Genomic DNA, 5,227 nt, shown 5'->3' with positions numbered 1-5,227 from the left:
GCTCCGCGTCGCGCCCGGCACCGCGGCCCCGGGCGAGGGACGCGGCGCTCTCCACCAGGGTGACGCCCTCGATCGTCTCCAGGCGGATGTCGACGCCGGCGGCGCGCTTCTTCAGGGTGTCGCGCACCCAGGAGGAGAACGGGTCGCGCCAGGCGATCAGGGTGAACTCGTAGCGGGCGTTGCGCTCCAGGGGGAATTGCCCGGCCCAGCGGTCGTTGTCGGCGAAGACCATCGGGTCCTCGCGCCACGCCTCGGTGCCGGCGACCCGCGACAGGATCGCGGCGTCGAGCACCTCGTGGCCGTCGGAGAAGATGTCGGCCTCGACCCGCAGGGATTCGCCGACGACGCGCTTCACCGCCGAGCGGCCGCCGTCGATCTCCGGGCTCACCGCCTCGATCACCACCCGGCCCTCGCCGGTCGGCGTGTCGCGCTCGGGCAGCTGGGCGACCTGGGCGGGCCCGGCGCTGAGGATGCGCAACTCGCCCGGGAGCAGGTCGATGGCGCTGCCGGGATGGAAGGCGATCGGCTCGGCCTCGGGGGTCCGGTCGACGAAGGCGCCGAGCATGCCGCCGGTGCGGGCGATGAGCGTGCCGGCCTCCACCGGCACCGGCCTGTCCGAGGGGTTGTAGAGCACGATCACGGCGTTCTGCGCCGAGGCTGGATGGCCGGTGTCGAAGCGGGCGAGCGCCACGAGGTCGCTGTCGGGGGCCGAGATGCGCATCTGCGCGCCCTCGACGTTGGCGGCCGGCAGCTCGGCCCGCAGGGCGTTGATCGCCCGGATCGAGGCGGAGATGTCGAGGCCGGTGTCGTTCTCGCGGTCGCGCGGGGTGGTCTCGACCACGTGCAGCGCCCGGCGGTAGCCCCATTCGTAGCCGATCGGCATCAGCACGCCGGCCGAGAAGAAGGCGGCCAGCGCGTAGCGGGTGCGCAGGTGCCGCGCCACCGCCTCGGGGCCGCCGCCGGCCTCGGCGGCCAGCCGCTTCATGTCGTGGTTTTCCGGGAAGGCGATCGAGGGCGCCAGCACCCGCAGGCGCTCGTACTGCTCCAGCGCCCAGGGCTTCTGCAGGTCCCACCAGGCGAAGGAGTTGAACAGGTAGTCGAAGCCGGCGCCGGCCGTGGCCTTCGCCTCCTCGAAGGTGCAGCCCAGGGTCTCGGCGGCGAACAGGCAGGCGGGGTCGCGGCCCTTGGCCTGCCCGATCAGGACGCGCCAGGTCTCGGGCGGGACCTTGTAGGCGGCATCGCACCGGAAGCCCGCGACGCCGAGCGCCTGGAGCCGGGCCACGTAGGCGCCCCAGATCCGGGTCAGCTCGTCCCGGGCGGCGGGGGTGTGATAGTCGAGTTCGGCCAGGTCGCCCCAGACCGTGCGGATCGACGGATCGTCCGGGTCGACGGCGGCCGGATGCATGATCGAGCCGTCGGGCTCCTTCATGAACAGGTCGGGCCGCTCCGTGACGAGCCGGGCGTTGTCGGCGGTGTGGTTGATCACGAGGTCGGTCATCACCGCCAGGCCGGCGGCCTCCGCGGCGGCGCAGAAGCGGCGGATCTGCTCGTCGTCGGGCGTGCCGTCCTGGTCGCGGAACCGCTCGTCGAGCCGCTCGGGATCGGCCACCGCGTAGAGGCTCTTCGAGCCGCCGGTCTGGTGGAACGGGTTGAGGTAGATCCAGTCGAAGCCGAGCGCCGCGATCCGGGGCAATTCGGCCGCCCAGTCGGAGACGCGCCCGACCAGCAGCGGGAACAGGTTGTAGATCCGCGGCCCCGCGGCGCGGGGCGCCGGGGAGGCGGGCAGGACGGCCTCGGCCCCGGTCGTCGCGGCGGCGGCTTTGGTCGGTGCGTTCATGCTGGTCTCTGGCTCCTGGTCCATGTCTCGTAACGCCCGAACCGCGCGGGCGTGCCTTACGTGGGACGGCGCGGATGTTCAGGTCCGCGCCACCCGCCTCTCAGCAGATTCGCATGACAGGGCCGCGAGGGGCCTGCCGATCGTGTTCTTCGTAGCAGCGGCGGACCCGTGCATCCTCCCTCCCCCCTTTGCGGGGGAGGGTGGCTCTCGAAGGGGGTCGGGCCGGGACGAAGTCCCGCAAGAGGGGAGCGACGGTGCAGGAGAAGGCCGCGGCCTTCATGCTGGTCCACCCTCCCCCGCAGAGGCTACGACGTTCAGACATCGGCACTCATAGGGCGCGACGAACCCCCTCTCCCGTGCGGGAGAGGGTTGGGGTGAGGGATGCGACATCTCCGGAAAGACCTGATCCCTCACCCGGCTCTCTGCGAGAGCAGACCTCTCCCGCACGGGAGAGGGGACCCGCGCCTGATCCTGCGACCGTGTTGCCCAGCCTGATCTGTGAATCCGGTAGCCGGCAGAGGGGGGAGGGAGATCCGCCGATCCGGCCGATTCCCTCACGATTCCCGCCGCAGGACCGCGTAGGGCAGGTCGCGCAGGAGCTGGCCGAGGTCGGCCCCCTCCCCTCCGGTCTCCACGACCCGCCCCGAGACGAGGTCGCGCCAGATCGTGCCGACCCCGAGATCGACCCGGGTGCCGGCGAACGCCTCGCCCGACCAGACCGCGTCGCCGACGATGCCGGCGAACAGGCGCGGCACCGCCACGAACAGGTCGCCGCCCTCCTCGCCCGGGTCGGTCCGCCGGTAGGCGATCACGTGGGCCGCCCGGTCGCCCCTGGCCTCGACCGGCTCGTAGGCCGCGCTGGCGTAGAAGGCCGGCCGCTCGGCCCGCTCGGCGAGCAGACGCGCCAGGGTCGCCTGCTTGACCCGCCCGTCCGGCCAGTGCGCCAGGAGCGCGGCCGGTTCGCCGCCCTGTTCGAGCATCCGCTCCAGGGCCGGGTAATCCACCGGGCGGCGGTTGTCGGGATCCACGAAGGAAAAGTCCCAGACCTCCGTGCCCTGGTAGGTGTCGGGCAGGCCCGGCAGGGTGCATTTCAGGACCGTACGGCCCAGCCCCGCCAGCATGCCGAGATGGGCGAGCCGCCGGGCGAAGGGGCGCAACTCGCGCAGGAAGTCCGAGCCCGGGGCGATCAGCGCCGAGAACAGCTTCTTGACCGCGCCCTCGTAGACCTCGTCGACGTTGACCCAGCTCGACCGGCGCTTGCCCTCGCGCATGGCCTTCTCGCCGTAGGCGATCAGACGGTCGCGGAAGTCCGCGATCGCCGCCGTCTCGTCCCGCTCCAGCAGTTCCAGCGGCCAGGCGCCGAGGATCGCCTGGAAGAACATCCACTGGTCGTTGGCATCCGGGGCCGGCTCGCCGTCGATCCGGGCGAGGTGCGGCCCGGCGGTGCGCTGCCACAGGTCCCAGGCGCCGGCCCAGCCCTCCGGGATCTCGGACAGCGCGAGCATCCGGGTCCGGGCATCCTCGCCGCGCTTGGTGTCGTGGGTCGCCGTGGTGATCATGGCGTTCGGCCAGTCGCGGGCGCGGGCGATCTGGAGGTCGTGGAAATGCTCGGCGTCGATGCCGTACTCGCCGGGATCGCCGCCGACCTCGTTGAGGCCGAGCAGGCAGGCGTACCGGTAGAACAGCGTGTCCTCCAGGCTCTTGGCCATGACCGGGCCGGTGAGCTGCTGGAACCGGCGGCGGAAGCGCAGGACCACCCGCGGGTCCGGGCGCCCCGGCCCCGTGGTCTCGATCCGCCCGAGCAGCACGTCGGCGGCGAAGTCGTGCACCGAGCGGTCCGGCAGGCTCGACCAGCGCTTGGCCTTGGCGACCGCGCCCTCGATCAGCCGCACGTCCTCGGGCTCGACCTCGCCCTCCTCCAGCTCCGGCGGCAGGTAGCTGCGATAGGTCGGGAAGCGGGCGATGACCTCGATCAGGGCCCGGCGCAGGGCGTTGACGGTGAAGTCGCGGGTCCGCCGGTCGGCGTCGGCCACCTCCTTGAGATCGGAGGTCAGGACTTCCAGCTCGCTGGCGAAGCTGATCTCCAGGATCTCGGCCTTGGCGGCGCGGAGCTGGAACCCGTAGGGCTCGTCGAAGCCCGAGGCCCATTCGTACAGGCGCCGGACCTTCCCCTGGCGCTCCTTGTCCACCAGGATGCCGTCGAGCTGGTTGAGCACGTCGTAGCCCGTGGTCCCGGCCACCGGCCAGGGCCGCAGCCGCTCCCCGGGCTCCAGGATCTTTTCCACCACCACGTAGAAGCCCGGGCCGACGGCGGCCTGGAGCGCGCGGGCGTAGCCCAGCGGGTCGGCGAGCCCGTCGATGTGGTCGATGCGCAACCCGTCGATCCGGCCCTCGCGGATGTGGCGGAACACGGTCTCGTGCGAGCGGTGGAAGATGTCGGACAATTCCACCCGCAGGCCGGCGAGCGAGTTCACGTCGAAGAACCGGCGGTAGTTGATGTCGCTCGACGCCACCCGCCAATGGGCCAGCCGGTAGGCCTGGGCCTCCAGGAGCCGGTGCAGCGGCCCGAAGCTGTCCGGGCGGCCCTTGAAGCCGTTGAGCAGCGCCAGGGTGCTGGCGGTGGCCTCCTGGATCAGCGGCGAGACGCCGTAGATCTCGGCGAGCCGGCGCTTGAGCCCCTCGGCCTCCTCCGGGAAGCCCGTCCGGCGGGTCTCGTCGGCGTCGATCGCCATGGCGCGCAGGCGCTCGGAGATGGCGAGCAATTCCGCGGTGGTGTCGTCGTCCACCGCGCCGATGGCGGCGATCACCCGGTTCAGGATGGTCGGATAGCTCAACGGGCGGATCGGCAGCTGGTGCTCGTAGTGCCAGACGCTGAAGGCGCCGGCCTCGGGATCGAACTTCAGCTCCAGCGTGCCCTGCTCCAGGGCCTCGCCGTAGCGCTCGCCTAGGAACGGGATCACCAGGTTGCGGCCGGCGCCGAGGCGCTGCCAGTCGATGTCGAAGGCGTCCGCGAAGGGCGAGAGGGAGCCCCATTCGAGCACGGAGAGCCACCACGGGTTGTCGGAGCCGCCGACGCCCATGTGGTTCGGGACGATGTCCAACAGCAGCTTCAGCCCGTGCCCGTGCAGGGTCTCGGAGAGCCGGACGAAATCCGCCTCGCCGCCGAGTTCCGGGTTGATCGCGCCGTGATCGACGATGTCGTAGCCGTGGGTCGAGCCGGGCCGCGCCTTCTGCAGCGGCGAGGCGTAGACGTGGCTGATCCCGAGCTTCTTGAGATACGGGACGATCCGCTCCGCGTCCGCGAAGGTGAAGTCCTTGTGGAACTGCAGCCGGTAGGTCGATTGCGGCGGCGGCACGGCCAGCCGGGCGGAGCCCGAGCGCGGGCCCCGG

Annotated in this window: 2 protein-coding genes; both read right to left on the bottom strand. The window is 71.8% G+C overall.

Going from position 1 to position 5,227, the window contains the following annotated elements; translation table 11 throughout:
* On the bottom strand, positions 1-1,837 hold a 1,837-nt coding region (locus FV228_RS19545), incomplete at its 3' end, for a maltotransferase domain-containing protein (protein WP_147856142.1).
* Between the two features lie 554 nt (positions 1,838-2,391).
* The coding region (gene treY, locus FV228_RS19540) for a malto-oligosyltrehalose synthase (protein WP_147856141.1) at positions 2,392-5,227 on the bottom strand (2,836 nt) is incomplete at its 5' end.

The sequence above is a fragment of the Methylobacterium sp. WL18 genome, assembly GCF_008040015.1.
GTDB lineage: Bacteria > Pseudomonadota > Alphaproteobacteria > Rhizobiales > Beijerinckiaceae > Methylobacterium > Methylobacterium mesophilicum.
Note: the sequence above shows the minus strand (reverse complement) of the source record. Positions and strands in the feature narration are given on the sequence as shown.